The 20,837-nt window shown below is 31.1% G+C and carries 16 protein-coding genes and 1 pseudogene; 9 read left to right on the forward strand and 8 right to left on the reverse strand.

What is annotated here, in order from left to right:
- The first annotated feature begins 10 nt into the window (after nucleotides 1-10).
- The 7 genes and pseudogenes from ACZZZT_RS13470 (at nucleotide 11) to ACZZZT_RS13500 (ending at nucleotide 13,080) form a co-directional block, all read left to right on the forward strand.
- Nucleotides 11-1,258, forward strand: a complete 1,248-nt coding sequence (locus ACZZZT_RS13470; RefSeq protein WP_463460749.1) for a gliding motility-associated C-terminal domain-containing protein — start codon at nucleotides 11-13, stop codon at nucleotides 1,256-1,258.
- 382 nt (nucleotides 1,259-1,640) lie between these two features.
- Nucleotides 1,641-4,208 (forward strand): hypothetical protein, encoded by a 2,568-nt coding sequence (locus ACZZZT_RS13475; RefSeq protein WP_463460750.1) that lies wholly within the window; start codon nucleotides 1,641-1,643, stop codon nucleotides 4,206-4,208.
- Nucleotides 4,209-4,796: 588 nt separating this feature from the next.
- Complete coding sequence (locus ACZZZT_RS13480) at nucleotides 4,797-8,429, forward strand: beta strand repeat-containing protein (protein ID WP_463460751.1); 3,633 nt, start codon at nucleotides 4,797-4,799, stop codon at nucleotides 8,427-8,429.
- A gap of 1,369 nt (nucleotides 8,430-9,798) precedes the next feature.
- Entirely contained in the window at nucleotides 9,799-10,074 is a 276-nt protein-coding gene (locus ACZZZT_RS13485) for a gliding motility-associated C-terminal domain-containing protein (RefSeq protein ID WP_463462431.1), read from the forward strand.
- Nucleotides 10,065-10,136 (forward strand): annotated as a pseudogene (locus ACZZZT_RS13490) (hypothetical protein); the annotation flags it as partial. The gene ACZZZT_RS13485 and the pseudogene ACZZZT_RS13490, both read left to right, overlap by 10 nt.
- Before the next feature lie 26 nt (nucleotides 10,137-10,162).
- Nucleotides 10,163-11,077, forward strand: a complete 915-nt coding sequence (locus ACZZZT_RS13495) for a PorP/SprF family type IX secretion system membrane protein (RefSeq protein ID WP_463460752.1) — start codon at nucleotides 10,163-10,165, stop codon at nucleotides 11,075-11,077.
- Between the two features lie 17 nt (nucleotides 11,078-11,094).
- Nucleotides 11,095-13,080, forward strand: coding sequence for an OmpA family protein (locus tag ACZZZT_RS13500; protein ID WP_463460753.1), 1,986 nt, complete (start codon nucleotides 11,095-11,097; stop codon nucleotides 13,078-13,080).
- Nucleotides 13,081-13,249: 169 nt separating this feature from the next.
- On the opposite strand, the gene ACZZZT_RS13505 is transcribed toward ACZZZT_RS13500, so the two are convergent.
- From ACZZZT_RS13505 to ACZZZT_RS13535, 7 genes are all read right to left on the reverse strand, one after another.
- Nucleotides 13,250-14,242 (reverse strand): helix-turn-helix domain-containing protein, encoded by a 993-nt coding sequence (locus tag ACZZZT_RS13505; protein WP_073398329.1) that lies wholly within the window; start codon nucleotides 14,240-14,242, stop codon nucleotides 13,250-13,252.
- Between the two features lie 59 nt (nucleotides 14,243-14,301).
- The gene (locus tag ACZZZT_RS13510; protein ID WP_463460754.1) at nucleotides 14,302-14,901 is read right to left on the reverse strand and encodes a helix-turn-helix domain-containing protein; all 600 of its coding nucleotides are present in this window, start codon (nucleotides 14,899-14,901) and stop codon (nucleotides 14,302-14,304) included.
- Entirely contained in the window at nucleotides 14,874-15,281 is a 408-nt protein-coding gene (locus ACZZZT_RS13515; RefSeq protein ID WP_463460755.1) for a hypothetical protein, read from the reverse strand. Before ACZZZT_RS13515 ends, ACZZZT_RS13510 begins: the two co-directional genes overlap by 28 nt.
- A gap of 403 nt (nucleotides 15,282-15,684) precedes the next feature.
- Nucleotides 15,685-17,001, reverse strand: a complete 1,317-nt coding sequence (locus ACZZZT_RS13520; protein WP_463460756.1) for a sigma-54-dependent transcriptional regulator — start codon at nucleotides 16,999-17,001, stop codon at nucleotides 15,685-15,687.
- 5 nt (nucleotides 17,002-17,006) lie between these two features.
- Nucleotides 17,007-17,408, reverse strand: a complete 402-nt coding sequence (locus ACZZZT_RS13525; protein WP_463462432.1) for a sensor histidine kinase — start codon at nucleotides 17,406-17,408, stop codon at nucleotides 17,007-17,009.
- A complete protein-coding gene (locus ACZZZT_RS13530; protein ID WP_463460757.1) occupies nucleotides 17,336-17,794 on the reverse strand; it encodes a histidine kinase dimerization/phospho-acceptor domain-containing protein in 459 nt (152 codons plus the stop codon). The genes ACZZZT_RS13525 and ACZZZT_RS13530 overlap by 73 nt, the downstream gene beginning before the upstream one ends.
- A gap of 179 nt (nucleotides 17,795-17,973) precedes the next feature.
- Nucleotides 17,974-18,096, reverse strand: coding sequence for a hypothetical protein (locus tag ACZZZT_RS13535; RefSeq protein WP_463460758.1), 123 nt, complete (start codon nucleotides 18,094-18,096; stop codon nucleotides 17,974-17,976).
- 640 nt (nucleotides 18,097-18,736) lie between these two features.
- On the opposite strand from ACZZZT_RS13535, the gene ACZZZT_RS13540 reads away from it, so the two are divergent.
- Together ACZZZT_RS13540 and ACZZZT_RS13545 are read left to right on the forward strand one after the other, a co-directional pair.
- A complete protein-coding gene (locus ACZZZT_RS13540; RefSeq protein ID WP_463460759.1) occupies nucleotides 18,737-19,060 on the forward strand; it encodes a YcxB family protein in 324 nt (107 codons plus the stop codon).
- 410 nt (nucleotides 19,061-19,470) lie between these two features.
- On the forward strand, nucleotides 19,471-19,602 hold the full coding sequence (locus ACZZZT_RS13545) for a hypothetical protein (protein ID WP_463460760.1): 132 nt from the start codon (nucleotides 19,471-19,473) through the stop codon (nucleotides 19,600-19,602).
- A 103-nt stretch (nucleotides 19,603-19,705) separates the two neighbouring features.
- On the opposite strand, the gene ACZZZT_RS13550 is transcribed toward ACZZZT_RS13545, so the two are convergent.
- Nucleotides 19,706-20,830 carry a glycoside hydrolase family 88/105 protein gene (locus ACZZZT_RS13550; protein WP_463460761.1) on the reverse strand — a complete coding sequence of 375 codons (1,125 nt, stop codon included), beginning with the start codon at nucleotides 20,828-20,830 and terminating at the stop codon, nucleotides 19,706-19,708.
- Between the last annotated feature and the right edge of the window lie 7 nt (nucleotides 20,831-20,837).

Consider the following 20,837-nt stretch of genomic DNA (forward strand, 5'->3'; position numbering starts at 1 on the left):
TCAAAAGAATATGATTAAAGTTTATATAAAAGCCAGTATTATATTAATGTTTTTTGATGTACAACTTTCTGCGCAAACGGTTAATTTAGGTGACTTGTCAATTGCATCTAATACCCAGTTTGCTACAATATTTGATTTTGACAATAAGCCAAACGGAGATTTTTTAATTGACGGAGATTTCATGGTATATGCCAATTTCAATAATGACGGATTAGTTACTTACAGTACAATTAGCAACGGTAAAACATTTTTCATCGGAACACAGGAGCAACTCATTAAAGGTTCGGAAATTGCACATTTTCAAAATATTGTTTTTGATAATATATCGGCATTGGTTCCTTTTCATTTAAGTACTACGATTTCGATTGGCAGTAATGTGCAGTTTAAAAATGGAATCATTGACGCTGATACTTATAATGGTAAAATGATTTTTGATCAGAATGCTTTTCATTCCGATGCTAGCAACCTGAGTTTTGTTGATGGAAAAGTAGAAAATATTGGAAATTTAGATTTTGAATTTCCAATTGGTGATAATTTTTACTTCAGACCCTCATATCATGATAAAGCAGAAAATATAAATAACGTATATACTACTCAATATTTTTTTCAAAGTGCAGGAAGTCTTTATCCGTATACCAGTAAAGAAGATATAATTATTACTATTGATGAAGCTGAATATTGGAATGTTACCCAAAATCAGGGAACCGAAAAAATTGTACTAAGTCTAACATTAGATACACATACTACTCCGGCTTCTTTTTTTGAAGAAAAAACAGATACAGAACTCGCCATAGCTCGTTGGGATGATGTAACGTCGAAATGGATCAATGAAAAAGGAGTAACAACTGATCTTCTTACAGGAGCCGATTATACAAAAATGGTAACAACAGAAGTTACCGGATATGGTCTTTTTACAATTGCAATTGTTCCTAAAACAGTTCCGGTGCCTGATGATATAATTGTTTATAATGCGATATCACCAAATGGAGATGGCCTTAATGATAGTTTTCATATACTGGGAATAGATAAATACCCCGAGAACAGAGTTGAAATTTACAATCGTTGGGGAATAAAAGTGTATGATGCAGATTCATACAATGAAAGTGATATTATGTTTAGAGGATATTCAGAAGGACGTGATACGGTTAATCGAAACGCAGGGCTTCCTGCAGGTACTTATTTCTATATTTTGAAATATAAAAAAGGAAACGAAACGATTAATAAAACAGGATATTTGTACATTAATAATGATAAATAAGTTATTAGGAAATCCTATAAATATTTCATCATCATTGTTACATTCTGTATTTTTAAATCTTATACAATAGATTTACAATTCTTGTAATCAGTAGTTTCTTCTGTAATTGACGAATAAATAATAGTATTTTTTTATTAAATGTAAAAACCAGTAATTCTAATTACTGGTTTTTTTGTCTATTTTTTTGTGTAAGTTGTTGGTTTTGTTGTGTATAATGTAATGTCATATTTCTCAAACGACATATCTGTTTTAATGTTCCCCTTCTTTTTCATTATACCTTAATCTACAACACTAAAGACTTTTTAAGGCAAAAAAAGATTGTGTTTACGGAGATCTTTGCACTTTATAACTACGAAAATATTCGTTTAAATAATTAACTATTATGAAGAATAAATTACTCCCATTACTTCTTGTGATTGGTAGCTATTCTGCTTATTCGCAGGTAGGTATCGGAAAAGTGAATCCAAATCGTTCAGCGCAGCTAGAGGTTTTTGCCAGCGATAAAGGTATCTTAATTCCAAGAGTAAAATTAACAGGATCAACAGATGCTACCAGTATTGCAAATGGTAACGTTGAAAGTTTAATGGTTTTTAATACGGCTGATGTTGCCGATATCAAATCCGGTTATTACTATTGGTTTGATAATAAATGGAACAGAATTCTTATTTCTGGTGAAGCTTCTGGAGCTGCCGGAAGTGTGATTTATAATTCTGATACAAAACAGTTTACTTATATAGATGCTGCCGGTAATACTCAAATTGTTAACATTGCCGATGTTATCAAAGGAAATGAGACAGTTACAACCCTTGTGAATAAAGGAGAAGGATTGTATACTTACAAAAATGAGGAAGGAACAGAAGTTGACATCAATGTAGTAGGTGATGTTGTTGCCAATGCTTCAACAATTTTCAATAATGCAGAAGTTACGAATTTCATTAAGGAAATTTCAGAGCAGACAGCCGGAAGTGTAACTTACAACTCAGAAACAAAACAGTTTAGTTATGTTGATGTTGCCGGAAACACTCAGGTGGTGAACATTGCTGATGTTATCAAAGGAAGTGAGACAGTTACAACTCTTGAAAATAAAGGAGAGGGATTGTATACCTATAAAAATGAGGAGGGAACTGAGGTTAATATTAATGTAGTTGGAGATGTTATTGCTAATGCTTCAACAATTATTAATAATCCAGCTTTCAAGACAGAGATTACTGAGGTAATCAAGACAGACGAAACGTTAACTACTCTTGAGAATAAAGGATCAGGTTTGTATACTTATACAAATGAAAAAGGAGTTGAAGTTGATATTAATGTAGTTGGAGATGTTATTGCCAATGCTTCAACAATTTTCAATAATGCAGAAGTTACAAATTTCATTAAGGAAATTTCAGAGCAGACAGCCGGAAGTGTAACCTATAATTCAGAGACAAAACAGTTTAGTTATGTTGATGTTGCCGGGAATACTCAGGTGGTGAACATTGCCGATGTTATCAAAGGAAGTGAGACAGTTACAACTCTTGAGAATAAAGGAGAGGGATTGTATACCTATAAAAATGAGGAAGGAACTGAGGTTAATATTAATGTAGTTGGAGATGTTATTGCTAATGCTTCAACAATTTTCAATAATGCAGAAGTTACGAATTTCATCAAGGAAATTTCAGAACAAACAGCCGGAAGTGTAACTTACAACTCAGAAACAAAACAGTTTAGTTATGTTGATGTTGCCGGGAATACTCAGGTGGTGAACATTGCCGATGTTATCAAAGGAAGTGAGACAGTTACAACTCTTGAGAATAAAGGAGAGGGATTGTATACTTATAAAAATGAGGAAGGAACTGAGGTTAATATTAATGTAGTTGGAGATGTTATTGCTAATGCTTCAACAATTATCAATAATCCAGCTTTCAAGACAGAGATTACTGAGGTAATCAAGACAGATGAGACGTTAACTACCCTTGAGAGCAAAGGAGAAGGTGTTTATGTTTATACAAATGAGAAAGGTACTGCTGTTACTATTGATGTTGTAGGTGATGTTATTGGTAATGCTTCAACAATTTTCAATAATGCAGAAGTTACGAATTTCATTAAGGAAATTTCAGAGCAGACAGCCGGAAGTGTAACCTATAATTCAGAGACAAAACAGTTTAGTTATGTTGATGTTGCCGGAAATACTCAGGTGGTGAACATTGCTGATGTTATCAAAGGAAGTGAGACAGTTACAACGCTTACTAATAACGGATCAGGTTCTTATACTTATGTAAATGAAGCAGGAGCTCCATCTGATATAAATGTAGTTTCAGATGTTATTTCTAATGCTTCAACAATTTTCAATAATACTGATGTTGTAAATGAACTTACAAAAATTGTTGATAGCAAGGAAACTATTACAACTTTAGTACATAATACTACAGCAAAAACATTGGTTTATAATGGAGAAGGTGAACAGTCAACAACGATAAACCTTGCAGATATTACAACTACAACACCTTCTACTGTTTTGGCGGTAAGCGGTACAGGTTCTACATTCACTGCAGCTACAGTTAATATTGTTCCTTCAACAGTTGTAGGAGATGTATTAACGACAACTGCAGAAGGAGTTGTAGGATGGAAAGCACTAAGTGTTATGAATATTGAAGTAATTAAAGATAATTATACAGTACTTCCTGGAGATTACACAATTATCGCTGAAGGAATGACTGGCGATATCAAAATTAATCTTCCAGATCCAACCTTGTGCAAAGGAAGAATGTTGGTGATAAATCAATTTGATATGGTAAAAGCGGATGGAGAAACACCTATAGTGGTGAATTTTAATTATAATTTACGTTATTCAAGTGTAAATCAATATCCATATTTAGCAGCTAGCTTGTTTCAAGGTGCAACTGCAGGAAGTATGAAAGTTACTTTACAGTCAAATGGAGTAAGTTGGTATGTGATCACATATACAATGTAATTATATAATATTGTTTTTTTGGAAGCCCGATCATGGTAGTGATCGGGCTTCTTGCATTTAAATTATATCAAATATGTTTAAGCTTTTTCTGTTATATTTTATTTCATCAACTCCTGATTTTTTATAGCTGATTTATGCATCCTCTAAAAACTCAAATTTGAGTTTTGTGAAAATTATCTAAAGAGAAATATTTAGACTAATAAATAGTATTAGAAGTGTTTAAGCAATTTAAAGATCTTCTTCATTTCCAATAGTGCTTCAAAAGTTTTTCTATTTCAATAGATGTACTTGTACCTTAATATGTAAGAGTAAAAACTTTTACGGGTATAAATAAGATTCATTTACCGAGAACTTTGCACTCTGAAACTTAATGGTTTGATAGCTAGTAAGTTTTTGGAAATATGATGGAATTGAATTATAAAAAGCAATAGGAAGATAATAGTAAAATTTATTGATTATAAGTTAAGTAACGGATTATTGATGTAACACGTTGTTTGATATTAGTTTATGATTTTATGAAATTTTCGCAAAGTATTTTTTTCTATCAAATAGTATAAAAAAATAATAACCCATTAAAGATTAAATAATATGAAGAATAGATTACTCCCTTTACTTTTTGTCTTAGGAGGTTTTTCAGCTTACTCACAGGTAGGTATAGGAAAATTGGACCCTAGTCCTTCAGCTCAATTAGAGGTGTTTGCTACAGATAAAGGTATGTTGATACCAAGAGTAAAATTAACTAGCTCTACAGACGCTACTACTATTGGTAAAGGCAATGTAGAAAGTTTGTTGGTTTTTAATACAAATGCAATCTCAGATATTAAACCTGGGTACTATTACTGGTTTGATAATAAATGGAATAGAATACTTATCTCAGGTGAATCTTCAGGAGCTGCCGGAAGTGTAACTTATAATCCAACTACAAATGTGTTCAGTTATACAGATGCTGCTGGAAATACTCAGTTAGTTGATATCAGTAAGATGATTAAAGCAAACGAAACCTTAACTACGCTTGAAAACAAAGGGGAAGGTGTTTATGTTTATACAAATGAGAAAGGTGATGCTGTTACTATTAATGTAGTAGGTGATGTTGTTGCCAATGCTTCAACAATTTTCAATAATGCGGAAGTTACGAATTTCATCAAGGAAATTTCAGAACAGACAGCCGGAAGTGTAACCTATAATTCAGAAACAAAGCAGTTTAGTTATGTTGATGTTGCCGGAAACACTCAGGTGGTAAACATGGCTGATGTTATCAAAGGAAGTGAGACAGTTACAACTCTTGAAAATAAAGGAGAGGGATTGTATACTTATAAAAATGAGGAAGGAACTGAGGTTAATATTGATGTGGTTGGAGATGTTGTTGCCAATGCTTCAACAATTATCAATAATTCAGAATTCAAGACAGAGCTTACTAATGTAATCAAGACAGACGAAACGTTAACTACTCTTGAGAATAAAGGATCAGGTTTGTATACTTATACAAATGAAAAAGGAGTTGAAGTTGATATTAATGTAGTAGGTGATGTTATTGGTAATGCTTCAACAATTTTCAATAATGCAGAAGTTACAAATTTCATTAAGGAAATTTCAGAGCAGACAGCCGGAAGTGTAACCTATAATTCAGAAACAAAACAGTTTAGTTATGTTGATGTTGCCGGAAACACTCAGGTGGTGAACATCGCTGATGTTATCAAAGGAAGTGAGACAGTTACAACTCTTGAAAATAAAGGAGAGGGATTGTATACTTATAAAAATGAGGAAGGAACTGAGGTTAATATTGATGTGGTTGGAGATGTTGTTGCCAATGCTTCAACAATTATCAATAATTCAGAATTCAAGACAGAGCTTACTAATGTAATCAAGACAGACGAAACGTTAACTACTCTTGAGAATAAAGGATCAGGTTTGTATACTTATACAAATGAAAAAGGAGTTGAAGTTGATATTAATGTAGTAGGTGATGTTATTGGTAATGCTTCAACAATTTTCAATAATGCAGAAGTTACAAATTTCATTAAGGAAATTTCAGAGCAGACAGCCGGAAGTGTAACTTACAATTCGGAAACAAAACAGTTTAGTTATGTTGATGTTGCGGGTAATACTCAGGTGGTGAACATCTCTGATGTTATCAAAGGAAGTGAGACAGTTACAACTCTTGAAAATAAAGGAGAGGGATTGTATACTTATAAAAATGAGGAAGGAACTGAGGTTAATATTGATGTGGTTGGAGATGTTGTTGCCAATGCTTCAACAATTATCAATAATTCAGAATTCAAGACAGAGCTTACTAATGTAATCAAGACAGACGAAACGTTAACTACTCTTGAGAATAAAGGATCAGGTTTGTATACTTATACAAATGAAAAAGGAGTTGAAGTTGATATTAATGTAGTAGGTGATGTTGTAGCCAATGCTTCAACAATTTTCAATAATGCAGAAGTTACGAATTTCATCAAGGAAATTTCAGAGCAGACAGCCGGAAGTGTAACCTATAATTCAGAAACAAAACAGTTTAGTTATGTTGATGTTGCCGGGAATACTCAGGTGGTGAACATTGCCGATGTTATCAAAGGAAGTGAGACAGTTACAACTCTTGAAAATAAAGGAGAGGGATTGTATACTTATAAAAATGAGGAAGGAACTGAGGTTAATATTGATGTGGTTGGAGATGTTGTTGCCAATGCTTCAACAATTATCAATAATTCAGAATTCAAGACAGAGCTTACTAATGTAATCAAGACAGATGAGACGTTAACTACGCTTGAGAGCAAAGGAGAAGGTGTGTATGTTTATACAAATGAGAAAGGTACTGCTGTTACTATTGATGTTTTAGGTGATGTTATTGGTAATGCTTCAACAATTTTCAATAATGCAGAAGTTACGAATTTCATTAAGGAAATTTCAGAGCAGACAGCCGGAAGTGTAACCTATAATTCAGAAACAAAACAGTTTAGTTATGTTGATGTTGCGGGGAATACTCAGGTGGTGAACATCTCTGATGTTATCAAAGGAAGTGAGACAGTTACAACTCTTGAAAATAAAGGAGAGGGATTGTATACCTATAAAAATGAGGAAGGAACTGAGGTTAATATTGATGTGGTTGGAGATGTTGTTGCCAATGCTTCAACAATTATCAATAATTCAGAATTCAAGACAGAGCTTACTAATGTAATCAAGACAGATGAGACGTTAACTACCCTTGAGAGCAAAGGAGAAGGTGTGTATGTTTATACAAATGAGAAAGGTACTGCTGTTACTATTGATGTTTTAGGTGATGTTATTGGTAATGCTTCAACAATTTTCAATAATGCAGAAGTTACGAATTTCATTAAGGAAATTTCAGAGCAGACAGCCGGAAGTGTAACCTATAATTCAGAAACAAAACAGTTTAGTTATGTTGATGTAGCCGGGAATACTCAGGTGGTTAACATTGCCGATGTTATCAAAGGAAGTGAGACAGTTACAACGCTTACCAATAATGGATCAGGTTCTTATACTTATGTAAATGAAGCAGGAGCTCCATCTGATATAAATGTAGTTTCAGATGTTATTTCTAATGCTTCAACAATTTTCAATAATACTGATGTTGTAAATGAACTTACAAAAATTGTTGATAGCAAGGAAACTATTACAACTTTAGTACATAATACTACAGCAAAAACATTGGTTTATAATGGAGAAGGCGAACAGTCAACAACAATAAACCTTGCAGATATTACAACTTCAACACCTGATACTGTGTTAGCAGTAAGTGGTACAGGTTCTACATTCACTGCAGCGACAGTAAACGTTGTTCCTTCAACAGTTGTAGGAGATGTAATAACAACAACTGCAGAAGGAGTTGTAGGATGGAAAGCAGCAGCTAAAAGTAATGTTATGGGAATCAAAGTAATAAGTGCTAATTATACAGTAGGAAACGACGATTATACAATTATTGCACGCAAACTAACAGAGGACATTACTATTACTCTTCCTGATGCAAAAACAAATACAGGAAGACTATTGGTTATCAATCAGTATAATGTAATTATACCTAATGCAAATCCTGATATTCAGGTTCCTGTAAAAGTGAACTTCAATACTAATGTTGTATATTCAGACGCAGCTTCGTATCCATATATGACAGCAAGTATGTTTGGAGGTGTAACTAACGGAAGTATAAAAATGACATTACAATCAGACGGAGAAAATTGGTTCGTAATCACATATACAATGTAATTTATTTAAGTTATTAAACCGGTCATGATTTAATGACCGGTACGATAACTATGATTATTGCAGATGTATTTTTGAATTGTAAATTTTTTGAATTTTTTAATGTTTTGGTAAAAGAAGAGGAAGTGTAAGCTTCCTCTTCTTTATTATGGACAGTAAATTCTAAAATTTAAAAATCTTTTTGAATAAAATCTTAAAGTTATGTCACATTCATATTGAATGAAATAAAAAACAGAAAACCTGTTTATCTACATGGTTTTTGTGGTTTTTTCGTTGAAACAAGATGGATTAATTCACCTTATTATGATATATCAATAACTTTTAAGGGGTAAGTGAATTTTGTTATTGGGTTAATTTTGTCTTATGATTTAAAGTGCAATTTGTATAAAAAATTAAAATAATATGTATGAAAAATAATTACTTATATAAAGCAGAAAAGAAACCATTTTTTGTTTTAGTAAACTGCAAACGCCCTGTTTGCATTATAGGTTTAATGTTGGGTTTGTTTACATGTCAGGAAGTAGAAGCTCAGTTTGTTAATACAGGTGATGTAAAAGTAAGTAAAAATGCTTTGTTGTCAGTTTATATGGATTATGACAATGAGTCATCTGGAAATTTTATTAATGATGGAGAAGTATATATTTTCAATAATTGGGCTAATAACGGTACTGTATCATATAGCAATTCGAGTTTAGGAAAAACTTTTTTTACAGGTAGTCAGGAGCAACTTATTGTGGGTTCTAAGATAGCGAATTTTCAAAATATTATTTTCAACAATTTAACATCGCTAGTTCCATTTCAACTGAAAACCACAATTGCGGTTGGTGATAATACAGATTTCAAAAATGGAATTATTAATGCTGCTGAGTTCAATGGTAAAATGATTTTTAATGAAAACGCTTCGCATTCAAATGTTGGAAATCAAAGTTTTGTTGATGGTATGGTAGAGAAAAAAGGCGATGTAGCATTTCAATTTCCTGTAGGTGACGAGCTTTATTTTAGACCGTCTTATCATGCAGCAGGTTCTTCTGTGCAAAATGCATACACAACACAATACTTTTTTCAAAACTCTAATGACTTATATCCTCATTCAAGTAAAGATGAAACAATTGTAACGATAAATGATGCTGAATATTGGAAAATAACACAAGATAATGGAGAAGAAAACATTGTTCTAAGTCTTACTCTTAATTCAGATACTACCCCATCGGCTTTTTTTAATGAAAATGCTGATACTCAATTGGCAATTGTACGTTGGGATGCATCATTATCTAAATGGGTAAATGATGGAGGAGAAATAAGTGATCCGGCTTCTACGGAGAACTTTTCAAAATTATTAACTGCTCCAGTAGGTGGATATGGAATTTTTACTATGGCTATTGTTAAAAAAGCTATAGTGGAACCGGATGATTTAATTGTGTATAATGCAGTATCACCAAACGGCGACGGAATCAATGATACGTTCCATATTAAAGGAATTGCTAAATATCCTGATAACACAGTTGAAATATATAACCGTTGGGGAGTTAAAGTTTATGATGCAAAATCTTATAATGAAAGTGATGTTATGTTTGGAGGATATTCTGATGGACGTGTAACGGTAAAAGAGGAGATAAACTTCCTACCGGAACATATTTTTACATCTTAAAATATAACAATGGTGTAAAAGGTATTCAGAAATCAGGTTACTTATATATTAATAATAATTAAGACAATTATAAAAGAAATTAGAACTAATGAAAAAAATATTTTACGTAGCAACACTATTGCTGCTGGGTGTTTTTGGAGCTTCGGCACAGCAAGAATCACAGTATACGCAATATATGTACAACACAATGTCTTTTAACCCTGGATATACGGGGTCAAGGGAGGTAATTAGTGCAATGGGATTATATAGAACTCAATGGGTTGGTTTAGAAGGTGCTCCAAAAACAATGAATTTCTCTATACAAAGTCCTTTAGGATATCATGGTAATGGTATTGGTTTAAACATTGTAAATGATGAAATTGGACCAACAAAAAACACGGGTGCGATGGTAAGTTATGCTTATACGATTGATGCTAATGATGATGTAAGAGTTTCTTTTGGTATATCAGGTGGTTTTGACAATTTTGAAGTTGATTATTCAAAATTAAATATTGAAAATCCGGATATTTACATGACCGGAAAAACATCTAAATTTTCACCAAATGTAGGTGCCGGGATTTATGTACACAGCCATAATTGGTATGTTGGAGCAGCAGTTCCTAAATTGTTAAAAACAGATTTTTTTGATGATGTAGCAGAATCTGTTTATTCAACGAAATCACATCTTTATTTCATAGGGGGATATGTTTTTGATTTGAATCCAAATTTGAAATTTAAACCGGCAGTTTTAGCTAAAGTTGTTCAAGGTGCTCCCGTAGCAGTCGATTTATCAGCAAATTTCCTGATTAGTAATAAATTAACACTTGGTGCTGCATATCGTTGGGATGCAAGTGTTAGTGGTATGGCTGGTTTTCAGGTTTCGGATGCTATACAAATAGGATATGCCTATGATTATGAAACTACCAACTTGGGAAGATATAACTCCGGATCTCACGAATTATTTTTAAGATTTGATTTCTTAAGCAAATCGAAAGCGAGATTAGTTACACCAAGATTCTTCTAATAACGACTAAAACAAACATGATGATTTATAAAAAACTACAAATTACTTTTGTTTTCTTTATGGCTTGTATAATGCATATAAGTAGTATACAGGCTCAGGATAAAAAAATGGAGAAAGCAGATGCAGCATATAATAAATTTGCTTTTGTAGAGGCTGCAAAGTTGTACAAAGATATTATTGACAAAGGAAATAATACAGTAGATGCATACACGAAACTCGGGGATTGTTATTATTATAATGGAAATTATGCAGAAGCAGCCGGATGTTATTCTAAAATGATAAGCTCAACAAATGAGGTTAGTCCTGAATATTACTTTAGATATGCTCAAGCTTTAAATAATAGCAAAAAATATAAAGAATCTGAAGCGATAATGAAAAGATATTATGCAAAATCAGGTACAAAAGATTTAAGTGAAAACTGGAATGAGGGAAAACTATTGGAGGCGATTCAAAAACAATCGGGTCGTTATACATTAAAACCGGTAGAAATCAATTCACCATTTTCAGATTTTGGTGCTGCAGTTTATGATAAGAATAAAGTAATTTTTGCTTCGGCAAGAGATACGGGTATAGTTATAAAACGTAAACACAGTTGGAATGAAAAATCGTTTTTAAAATTATATTCGGCTGATATTACTACTGATGGCGGATTGCAGAATCCTGTTCTATTAAAAGGAGATGTAAATACAAAATATCATCAAAGTACTCCTGTTATAACTAAGGATGGTAAAACAATGTATTTTACAAGAAATAATTATCTTGACGGCAAAATTGGAGCCGATAAAAATGGAACCACATATTTAAAAATCTATACAGCTGAAAATGTTAAAGGAGAGTGGAAAAACATAAAAGAGTTGGCTTATCCGATTAATAGTGACGGCTTTTCATCAGCACATCCTGCATTAAGCCCAAATGAAGATGAACTTTATTTTGCTTCTGATCGAAATAATAAATTTGGTAATACAGATTTATATGTAGTAAGTATAAAAAATGGCTTGATTAGTAATGATGTAAGAAAATTAGGAGATGAAATCAATACATTAGGTAAAGAAACGTATCCTTTCATTGATGCTTCAGGTATTTTGTATTTTTCTTCAGATGGGCATCCCGGCTTAGGTGGTTTAGATGTATATGCAGCAATTAAAGATGAGACAGGTTTATATCATGTAGTTAACTTAGGCGATGGAGTAAATACAATTGCAGATGATTTTGCTTATACAATTCAGACCGACAATAGAAGAGGGTATTTTTCGTCTAATCGAAACGGAAATGATGATATCTATAGTTTTATAGAGAACAAACAGGTTGATTTTAATTTTAATATTAAACCAACTGTGTTCGGTGTATTAAAAGATGACACAGATGGGCTTCCTATAGAAGGTGTTGCTATTGAGGCTTATAATTCTTCAAAAGAAAAAATAGGTACCTGGTATACAGATAAAGATGGTAAATATTCTGTGCCATTGGATCCTTTTGTAAATTACAATTTGATTTATAAAAAAGAGGGATTGGTTGAAGTAACAAAAAATATCTCTCCATTAAAGCCATTAGAGAAAAGGGAATTCTCGCAAAATATGATTAAGGAAATGGAAGTAATGGTTAATAATCAAAAAGTAGTACTTGAAGAAGGAGATAATCTTACTGACAAACTTAAACTGCAGCCTATCTATTTTGATTATAGTGGATATAAAATCAGACAATCATCAAAAGCTGAATTGGATAAGATTGTGGCGTTAATGATTGCCCGTCCTAGAATTACGATAACTGTAAATTCACATACGGATAGCAGAGGTAGAGATGAGTTCAATATGAAACTATCAGAGAATAGAGCCCAAGCTACAGTAGATTATATAGTAGCGAATGGAATAAGTGCGGAACGTATTAGTGGACATGGATTTGGAGAAACACGTTTGATTAACAAATGTGCTAACGGGGTAAAATGTACTGAAAAAGAACATGAACTTAACAGACGTTCGGAATTTATACTATCAGTGAGTAAATAGAGAAAATGAGATACTATTCTAAAAAAATATCTCTAAAGAATTTGAATTCACTATAAAGGTGAATAATAGATAATAAAAAACAGGATGTTCTTTTGAACATCCTGTTTTTTATTATAAATAATTAATAAAATTGTATGGACAATATCTAAAGAGAAAAAATAATAAATTGCTAATGTCTCTTCTTAATTAAATCTTCAGAAGGTTTACGTTTAAAAAGCTCATAATATTTTGATGAAAAATAGCTTAGCTTACTATAATTCAATTCGTAAACAACATCCGTTAAACTATGAAATTCACCACTTTCCAATAGTTCTTTGGCGAGGTGCATTTTTTCTGTAATAAAAAAATTATTAGGTGTGTTATTAAAACATTTTTTGAACATTTTTTTATATTTAGATTCAGACATACCTGCCATTGCTGATAAAAATGTTAAAGAAGGAAATGGTCCGTATAGGTTGTTAACGAGATAGTCTCTTGTTCTGTTAACTGCTTCATTTTCAATTTCTGTTATTTCATTTTTTTCTGTTTGTGAATCATAAAATTTATTAAAAAAGTTCCCTAGCAATTTTAGAGAAATACCTTTAAGAAGAGAATCAAATGATATATCATATACAGATTTGTTCTTAATAGACTGGATTAGCAATATGCTGTTACTGTCAATGTTTCCATAATGATAAAAAGTTTTCGTATCATCTTTATCCGCATGTTTTGATTTGTTTTTACTCGAATATTTTTCTATAAAATCAGCTAATAATTTTTTATCAACGAGTAAACGTATAGCAAATGCTCTTTCGTTAACTGCTGGCTTGAAAGAACTCTCCAGTTGATTATCAATTATAGCTAAATCAAGTTTGTCAAAAGAACCAATTTCATAATCTGCATTGTTAATCTTTATCAGATTTATGTGCTCACTTAAATCATAATGAAAAATATACAGCTCGTTATTAGAATGTAATCTGGTTATTTTAAGAGGAGACGTTAATGTAAAATCAATAAAGAGAGTTGAAATTTCAGGGGTAATTTGGGCAAAATAAGTATGTCCATTGCCTAATGCTTCAGGAATTTCAATTATTTTGTTGTCAATAAGTTTAGCCCCCATTTCTTCGGCTAACTGGTATTGCCATTCTGGCGTTAAACTATAAAAATGAGTAATTTTTTTCATGTACAAATAGTTTTTTATGTAAAAAATAAAAACTTGTTTTTAAATCATTTAAGCGCTACCTACAGTTGTTTGACAAATGTTTTTGGAGACATTTCAAAATGTTCTTTAAATTTTGAGGCAAAATAGGAGTTATTGGTAAAATTTAATTTGTCAGAAACTTGCGATATTGATAATTGCTTTTTTTCAAGTAACTCTTTGGCCAATAGTAGTTTATTTTCCATGAAAAATGTATTAGGGGTACAGCCTGTAATTTTTTTAAATAAATTCTTAAATTTTGATTCTGACATATTTGCTTTGCCTGCTATTACAGAAATGCTCGGGAAATGTTCTTCAATATTTTCAATTAGAAACATTTGTATAGCTATTATATTATTTAGATCTGTTTGATTAACAGTTTGGATAATAACTCTGTTACGGGATATTTTTTTTAAGTAATTAGAAATTAACATGTGTACAGTACCAACCAGATTCAGATTAAATATTGGTCCGCCTACAGGAAGTTTTCGCAAGTCATTTAATAGATGATAGCTCTCACTACTAATTCTGTCAAATCTTACAACAGTATTTTTTGTTGGATCGATTATTTTTCGGACGTCCGGAAGTATAATATTATTTTTTTCGGCAAATTCTTTTATACTGTTTTTTTTATAAAAATACATAAAGCATAGGTACTGCTTCCGGATTTTACAAAGTAATTAGATTCAAGAGAACCATCAATTACGGATAAGTTATATTGCCATCTTCCTACGTTTTTCATGAAATTATGACCCGATAATGTTGCTTCACCATCAGTTAAATTATAATAAAAACCAATAAAATCACTATTTGTGTTTTTTTGAATCAGATTTAAATTTTTATTATATTTTACATTAAGATAATACGCTATAATACCATCTCCACAATCAAAAAAATATCTTGTGCCTGTTTGAAATTCTTCTGGTACTATAATAAAATTACCGTCTATTTTACCGCCAAATTGTTCTGCAAAATTTTCAACCCAATTTAAATCTGCACCATAGTAATGTTCAATTTTTTTCATGGTATTTGAATTTTAAGTATATAAAGTTAATTTATTTTATTTTATTATTGTGTAATAATTTGATTTGTAGTTGTATAAGTTTGTTTGTTAATAAAAAAGAATGTTTTTTCTTTTCTAATAATACCAATTTTTACATTCTAAATTTTGTGAGCAATACTGTCGATTAATAATTTAAATTTTGTCTCATATATCCTATTAATTATGTCTTATATTATTCTAATATAAACTTTATGTGATTTTTTTAAATGTAATTGTTTCATACATTTACTTTATACAAAAGATATGCCTGAAACTTTATTAAAACTATAACAAGTTACTAGTCACTTTTGTAGAAAATTTAGAAAATATTTTTTTTGTTTTTTAAGCTGGGAATTTCGTACCAAACAGGGAAATATTACCCTGCTTACATTATTTTTTGGTTAAGTGTTTTGCGATCTATTTGTAAAATTTGAGCTGCTTTAGTTTTATTATTATTTACGGCCGCTAATACTTTTATGATCTGCTCTTTTTCATATTCTTTTAATGATTTAAGAATCCCTTTTTGTTCAGGAATATGATATTTCAGATGCTCCGGAATATGCTGTAATTCTATAGTGTCATCGCTCATTACGATCATGTTTTGTATGACGTTTTCGAGTTCTCTAACATTTCCGGGCCAGGAGTATCGAAGTAAGATTTCTGTAACTTTTGAATTAATTGTGATTCCTGGTTTGTTTAATTCAGCAGAGTACTTTTTGATAAAATTGTTTAATAAGTGTATTATATCTTCTTTTCGTTCTCTTAAGGGTTCTGTCTTTATATTAATAACATTTAAGCGATAATATAAATCTTCTCTAAATGTGCCTTTTTGGACCATTTGAAATAAATCGTCATTTGTTGCGGCTATAATTCTAACATCTAATTTTTCTGGAGTTCTGGATCCAACTTTTGTGATTTCTTTTTCTTGTAATACTCTTAAAAGTCTAGTTTGTAATGCTAATGATGCTGTGCCAATTTCGTCCAGAAAAATAGTTCCGCCAGAAGCGGCCTGAAAAAAGCCAATTCTGGACTCACCGGCTCCTGTAAAGGCACCTTTTACATAACCAAACAATTCAGATTCTATTAAATTTTCCGGAATTCCTGAACAGTTTACAGATATAAACGGCATGTTAGAAAAAGCTCCTTTAAAGTGAATTGCTTTTGCAATTAGTTCTTTCCCTGTGCCACTTTCGCCCTCTATAAGAACACTAACTTTGTTGTTTTCTACGCGTTTTATTATTTCTACTAAATTTTTAAATTTTTTCGAACATCCAGTTATCCCTGCATAATTGTTTTCAGCTTTATCGTGTATGTTTTCTACAATCGGTTTTCTTTTTTGAGAAGAGTTTTGTATTGCTTTTTGCAATTCTTCCGCTGTAAACGGTTTTATTAAATAATCTAATGCACCGGATTTTATGGCTCTCACGACATTTTCTATAGATGGCAGTCCGGTTATGATTAATTTTGGCAGTAGAGGATAATGCTCTTCTGCATATTTTAATAACTCAATGCCATTTATGTCAGGAATATTAAGATCTGTAATTAATAAATCTATTGTATTGTGTTTTAGTACATCTAATGCTTCATTTACAGACGAAGCTTTGTAAGTGTAATAATCGAATGATTTTAAATGACGTTGAAGTAGATTAAGCATATCATAATTGTCATCGACAATAAGAACGTTCTCTTTTTTAAGATTCATTATAATTAATTTAGCGGTATTTTTATTGTAAAGATTGCGCCGGTAGGCTGGTTGTCTTCTATTGTTATTTCACCTTTATGTTTTTTTATGATGCCATGAACAACGCTAAGACCGAGTCCGTTACCATCATTTAATGGCTTGGTGGTAAAAAAAGGTTCAAAGATTTTATGCTTGATATCCTCGGGTACTCCCGGGCCCTGGTCTTCAATTTTTATGATCACATTTTTATGATCACTTTTAACGACAATTCTAATGGAGCTTTTTTGTGGGGAAACATATATAGCGTTGATTAGTAAGTTGAAGAGAACCTGTGTTAGTTGTACCGAATCGACTTTTACAGCGATTTTCTCATTTTTAAAAACAACATCACTTTTAATTTCTTTTTTTGAAAATTTTGATTCAGAGATGAAAGAACGAAATGTATAATAGGTTTTATTTCAACTAATTGTAATTGATGTGGCATCTCGCACGAGAAAAAAAGTAATTTTTTTACAATCTCGCGAGAATATAAAACGGAATTTATTATTATAGAGATATCAGAGTCAATTTCGGGATTTGTATTATTATCCTTGATGAGCTCAGAAAATCCAAGTATATTTCCAAGAGGCGTATTAAGCTCGTGGGCAATTCCAGCGGTTATTTCACCAAGAATTGCTAATCGATCTATTCTTTCTGCACTTCTCCTAAGTAAATCTTCTCTTTCTAATTTTTTGATTTTTTCAATGTGGTTGGCAACTTCAAAAGAAATAGTATCCAGCAGTTTTTGTTCATCTTCTAAAAGATGATTTTGCATGTACTTATTTTTTGGATAATGTACTTTTATAAAACCAATATTGACACTATCTATATATAAGTAACTACTTTGATAAACAGTTTCCGGTGAAAGTGCTGCTGTTATATAGTGTTTATCCCGAATCTGAATTTCTACAATAGCATCTTCACTATATCTCCATGCTTTTTTTGTACTTACAATTATTTTTTTAAAAATTCTTCTTGATCAGAATTTGTCTTTGATATTATTTTTGAAATCTCATAAAGGCAAGTAAGTTCTTTTACTCTCTCTTTAAGTTTTTCCTCAGCGGTAGCAAATTTCATTTTGTAGGAAGTATTCTGTATTCTGTTTTTAAATAAAGTCCAAAATTACTTAAATAATCTTCTCTGTATTCTAAATTTAGATTTTATTTAACTATTTGAAAATAAAATAAATAAGTTTTAATTTTTAGCCTTATTCTGATATTTATATACCTTATTAAGATTGTTTTTTGAGTTATATGGATATGTAGGAAAAAAAGGAAGATTTCTTGAGTTTTATTTACTTCTAATTTTTTTAAACTATTTTTTAAAGCACATACGTTACTTATTCAAAAGTCCTATTTTACTATTCTAAAAGCTTTTGCGGTGAATATCAACTTTATGTTAAGAGTAATTTTGTCTTAGTCTTTTAGTAATTTAAAAATTATTGAAAAGATCAAAACAAAAACAAAAGATACCTAAATTAAATAGCGGTTTAAAAGAATATGAATACTTCCAAATTTTCATTAGAGTTTGAATTGAATGTTGCTGAAATACAGAAGTTAAACAAAATGTATTACAAAGATTTATATAAAGAAAGAGTTACCATTTTTTTGCATTAATTCTGATCTTTTTAATCTTTTTAGATTTTTTTAATCTTAGTAAAGATGAAGATCTTATAATATGGGAATTAAGAAATCTTGTTGTCATTATATTGTTCTTAATGTTTCGCTATTCTTTTGTAAATGCAATCTGTAAAACCATTTTTAGGATAACTAAAAAAATAACGGATTACACTACTGTTTTAGGAAAGTATAAATTAAATTTTACCAATTCATTCATTTATGTTCACTCACCCTTAGGAGCTTTTGCACATAAATGGAGCCAGATAGAAAGAGCTGTTCTGACCAAAGATTTTTTCTTTTTATATGTAAAAGATGATGATCATCATATCATATCCATTTCGAATAAATTTAATAACGGCAGAAATATAAATGAATTAATTGCATTTGTAGAACGTAATGTAATTGAGATTACAAAAATGTAATAATTGCTTATTTATTTTATTTGAAACTAAAAATAACCAAACCGGAAGACCTTATTAATTCAGTTTTATTATTGAAGAATAATAAAAAATATAAAGATGGGAAAGAAGAATATTTTAGTATGTGACAACAAAAAAGTTTTCATGAAAATGTTTAAGCGAAAATTTAGTAATGAGTTTGAATTTACTGATAGTACCGCCTTAGACCATACAGAAGATCAAATAATAAATTTCGACAGGATAGTTCTTGTCATCTACAATAAGTTTGAATTGATTGAATTTTTTAAATTTTACAAAAAGGAATCAATATCTTAGTATGTATTTTTAATAAAAAATTATACACAGATTTAATTTTCTTAGAAGATTTTAATGATTTGCTTCTATTAGACGGTTCAAAGACCAGAAATGAAATCATGAACGATTTAAAATCTAGTTTTAAAAGCACATTAGGTTTTAAACAACAAGTGTCTGAATCTAATTTTTATGCACAGAAAAATCAATCTTATACTTCGATTAAAAAATTAGTAATAGCGAATGCCGGTTAATTTATTACCTACTCTTAAATAATAAGCAAAAGCAACTAAAGTTGTAAGACTAAAAAAATGCCCAAACCGAAAGGAATGGGCTTTTTGAATTAATGAAACTTTTTTATTTCATTTTATAAATTTCTGAACCGGCGAGTAAAAAACAACCCAATCCATAATCTTCAAAATCCGGAATTTTATCATTGGTTACCGGCTGACCGTCTTTTGGTTCTTTTCCTGTTGATTGTAAATAGGCTAAAAATCCATTAGGCTGTAAACCTTCCGTAGTCATGGCATTCCATGCTTTTTGGATAACGGGTAAATAAGTTTCCTTTTTCAAAATACCGTTATTAATGCCATAAGTCATTCCATAAACAAATAATGCTGTTCCTGATAATTCTTTGCCCCCGTAATTTGTTGGATCATGCAAACTTACATTCCAGAATCCATCAGGTCTTTGAATAGGAATCAATGCTGCAGCCATCAATTTTAAATCTTTTACATATTGTTCTCTGTGTGGCGCTTTTTCAGGAATTATGGTTAATACTTTTGCCAAAGCTGCAATTACCCAGCCATTGCCACGGCTCCAATAACAATCTTCGCCGTTTGGTTCTTTATACGGAGGATCAAAATCGGCATCACGCCACCATAAACCATCTTTTACATTAAACAAACCGTGGTCTCCATGATTATTTTGGGTGTACATATACATTTGATACATTTTTTCGAAATAGCGATTATCTTTCTCTAAAACACCCATTTTGGCAAAAACAGGCATTCCCATCTGTATCGCATCAATCCACGACCAATCGTCTAATTGTGGAGTGTTTAATAGCATATTGGTATTTGCAATTGTATTTTTTAATTTTTTAGGATCAGGTTCTAAATTGTATAAATCAATATAGGTTTGAGCTGCGCAATAATTATCAGCATTTCGGGTCGTGTTTCCGCCATTAAATCCCCATTTATGAAATTCAGCCCACGAATAAGCATAATCATAATAAGCATCCTTAGGAAAAATTTCATGTAATGCCATTAATCCTTCATAATAAACACCGCGTGTCCAGATGTTACTTGGGCGTTCTTTGTTGGTAATGATAGTTTTACCGGTTTCAGGCCATTTTTGCATAAAATAATCATTCGCCAAAATCATTTGTTTTAGTACTAATTTTTTATCAAATGGCTGCTGTGCACTTATTATATTGGTGTACAAAAAGCATATCGTAAAGCTTAAAAGTAATTTTCTCATCTTATAT

Source organism: Flavobacterium sp. AC274 (assembly GCF_979258275.1).